The following is a 3522-nucleotide window of genomic DNA, read 5'->3' as shown; positions in this document are numbered from 1 at the left end:
AAGACCGCCGCGCCAATCAGCTCCTGCGGATCGCCCCAGCGCGCGGCTGGCGTACGTTTGCACAGCCAGGCGGTGAAGGCTTCATCCTCGACCAGCGCTTTGGTCATCTCAGTTTTGAAGTAGCCCGGTGCGATACCGTTGACCTGGATATTGTGGCGCGCCAGCTCAACGCACATACCGCGGGTGAGCATTTTCACCGCGCCTTTCGAGGCGGCATACGGCGTGATGGTGTCGCGGCCCAGTTCGCTCTGCATGGAGCAGATGTTGATGACCTTCCCGGCCTGACGCTCCACCATGCGACGCGTTACTGCCTGCGAGACCAGGAACACCGCCGTCTGGTTAACGGCAATCACATCGTTCCAGTCCTGCTCCGGGAACTCGGTAAACGGATGTCGGCGCTGAATACCGGCGTTATTCACCAGCACATCGATTGGGCCAATGTCTTTTTCGATATGGTCGATGGCGGCATCAATGTCCTGTTTCTGCGTAACATTGAAGGGCGCGGCAACGGCGCGGATCCCTTCCCGTTGCAGTTTGGCGACGGCGGCCTCCGCGCGCTCCGGCGTAATATCATTGACGATAATCTGCGCGCCATATTTACCCAGCCCGGTCGCCAGTAAATAACCAATACCCTGGGCCGAACCGGTGATCAGAATATTTTTGCCATCCAGCGAAAAAAGATCGTTCATTATGTTCTTCCTTATTTTGTTTCAGCAAAAACGAGCTGGACTTTCGCTGCCTGGGTTTTATCCCCGGCAAAGATCAGCGCCTGTTCAAGCTCGGTAAACGGATATTCAGCGCTGAGTAACGGCAGTGGATCGATAACGTTATTCGCCAGCCACGACACCGCAGTGTTGAACTCGGTGGTAAAGCGGAACGAGCCTTTGAGCGCGATCTCTTTGCCGATCAGCATCATCATCGGGAAGTCCGGCACCGCGCCGCCCATGCCGACCTGCACCATCACGCCTTTCGCGCGGGTGACTTCCAGGCAGGTGGTGATTGAGGACGGATGACCAGAGACTTCGAAGCTGACGTCGAAGTAGCCTTTCTCTTTTTTCCACTCATCGAGCGAGTCCTGCTGCGGGTTAATCAGCGTGTTAGCACCCATCTGCTGGGCCAGCGACAGCGAGCGCGGGCTGATATCAGCACAGACAATTTCTGCTGCGCCGAGCGTTTTCACCGCGCTGACGATCAGGCAGCCGATAGGCCCCACGCCGGAGATAAACACGCGTTTGCCCTGCAGGTCTCCTGCTTCATGCGCGGCGTGGATCGCGACTGCCAGCGGTTCGGCAAAGGCCATGACTTTTTCATCGGCGTGCTGGGGGTAGGGGATGCACTGCGCGGTATCGACGGTTTTAAATCGGGTAAAGCCGCCGTCAACGTGGGGAAAATACATGGCGCTGCCAAAAAAGCGCATTTCCGTGCACTGGTTTTCTTCGTGCTGCAGACAGTATTTACAGTGGCCACAGGGCTTCGACGGATTAATAGCCACCGACTGACCTTCATGTAATTCTTTTGAGTCGCTGTGCACCACTTTACCAATAACTTCATGGCCTAAAATCATCGGTGCTTTAACGGTAAAATTACCGACTTTTCCTTCCTGATAATAATGTAAGTCGGAACCACAAATTCCGCCGCGGGTAATTTTTACCAGCGTTCCTTTATTATTCCATTCAATGTTTTGGTCGGTAATGGCAACAGTTTTCTTACCCGCGACAACGCAGGATTGGGTTTTGACTTGCATAAATGCCTCACTGGTCAGGTAGTAACCTCGGCAGCATTTAAACGGTTTTGATTGTTATTATTTGTGATAAAGATCACGCTGGAAAATTGTTACACTACAATGTTACGCATAACGTGATGCGCCTTGTAAATCTGCTCAGCCGCGCCGAAAAAAGGTGAATTCTGCAATGTGGAAGGCGTAGTATCGCGACATGGAATATGAATCTGGAGTTTTTTCAATGGCCGGGGAAAGTTATATTTTGATGGGCGTTTCGGGTAGCGGTAAATCTTTAATTGGCAGCAAAATTGCTGCAGTATTATCGGCCAAATTCATTGATGGTGACGATCTCCATCCTGCCAAAAATATTGATAAAATGTCTGAAGGTATTCCATTAACCGATGAAGACCGACTACCGTGGTTAGCGCGATTAAATGACGCTTCATACAGTTTATATAAAAAGAATGAGACCGGGTTTATTGTCTGCTCGTCATTAAAAAAACAGTATCGCGATATATTGCGGCAGGGCAGTCCGAATGTGCATTTTTTGTGGCTGGACGGCGATTACGAGACCATTCTGGCGCGCATGCAGCGTCGGGCAGGGCATTTTATGCCGGTGGGATTACTCAAAAGCCAGTTCGATGCGCTGGAGTGCCCGCAGGAGGACGAACGTGATATTGTCCGCATCGACGTGAACCATGACATTGAGCATGTGACGGAACAGTGCCGCCAGGCGGTGCTCGCGTTTCGTAACGGGCAATAAGCCCAGCCCCTTGCGGGACTGAGCCTTGCATCAGAAGTCGGCTTTCAGCACCACGCGGTAGCGGGCTTTGCCGTCACGCACGTGCTGGATAGCGTCGTTAATTTGCGACATCGGGTACAGTTCGGTGGTGGGCGACACCTTGCTGCGCCCGGCAAACTTCATCAGCTTGCGCAGTTCGAACGGCGTACCGGTTGCCGAACCGGAGATGCTGCGATCGCCAGCAATTAAGGTGAACGCTGGCACCGGCAGCGGCTTCAGCACCGCGCCGACGGTATGGAAGTTACCGCCGTAGGCCAGTGCTTCAAAATAAGGCTGCCAGTCGAGATCGACGTTAACCGTGTTAATAATGAGATCGAACTGGCCCGCCAGCGCTTTTAGCGCATCCGGATCGCGGCTGTTAACCACCTTATCCGCCCCCATCGCCAGCACTTCCTGCTCTTTCGCCGGATTGGAGCTGAACGCGGTCACTTCGCACCCCATCGCGTGTAACAGCTTAATGGCGATATGCCCCAGGCCGCCGATGCCGATCACCCCAACGCGACTGGTGGCGGTGATATGGTGCATCAGCAGCGGTTTGAACACCGTGATACCGCCGCACAGCAAGGGACCTGCCGCCGCCAGATCGATGCTTTCCGGCAGCGGGATCACCCACTGCCAGTCGGCCCGCAGCTTCTCGGCAAAGCCACCGCGATTGAGAATAGTGGGAACGGAACCTTCCAGGCAGTTAATCTGATTGCCGCTGATACAGGCGTCGCAATGCCCGCAGCTGCGCGCCGTCCAGCCAATGCCGACTCGCTGACCAACCTTCAGACCTTTATCTTGCGCCGCGCTGCCGAGCGCCGCCACGCGACCAATCACCTCATGCCCGGCAACCAGTGGATACTGAGAGAACCCCCATTCGTTGTCGATCATCGACAAATCGGAATGGCAGATACCGCAGTAATCGACCTGGACTTCGACATCTTCCGGCTTAAGCTCGCCCGCATCATATTCATAGAGTTCGAGTTCGCTGCCCGCCGCTTTTGCGGCGTAGCTTTTT

General features: G+C 54.3%; 4 protein-coding genes. 1 reads left to right on the top strand and 3 read right to left on the bottom strand.

Annotated features, from left to right (window positions below):
- Window positions 1-689: gluconate 5-dehydrogenase (gene idnO / locus FDW87_RS19995; protein WP_252363269.1), on the bottom strand; the 689-nt coding region annotated here is incomplete at its 3' end.
- 11 nt (window positions 690-700) lie between these two features.
- Window positions 701-1744: an L-idonate 5-dehydrogenase gene (idnD, locus tag FDW87_RS19990; protein ID WP_101700322.1), complete on the bottom strand. Its 1044-nt coding sequence runs from the start codon at window positions 1742-1744 to the stop codon at window positions 701-703.
- A gap of 217 nt (window positions 1745-1961) precedes the next feature.
- Between idnD and idnK the strand changes: the two genes are divergently transcribed.
- Window positions 1962-2483 (top strand): gluconokinase, encoded by a 522-nt coding sequence (gene idnK, locus FDW87_RS19985; protein ID WP_101700323.1) that lies wholly within the window; start codon window positions 1962-1964, stop codon window positions 2481-2483.
- A gap of 30 nt (window positions 2484-2513) precedes the next feature.
- On the opposite strand, the gene FDW87_RS19980 is transcribed toward idnK, so the two are convergent.
- Window positions 2514-3522 (bottom strand): NAD(P)-dependent alcohol dehydrogenase (locus FDW87_RS19980; RefSeq protein WP_137380097.1); only part of this gene is annotated, 1009 nt, incomplete at its 5' end.

The organism is Citrobacter sp. wls826, from assembly GCF_005281245.1.
Taxonomy (GTDB): domain Bacteria; phylum Pseudomonadota; class Gammaproteobacteria; order Enterobacterales; family Enterobacteriaceae; genus Citrobacter; species Citrobacter braakii.
This window is presented reverse-complemented; position numbering and strand designations above follow the sequence as displayed.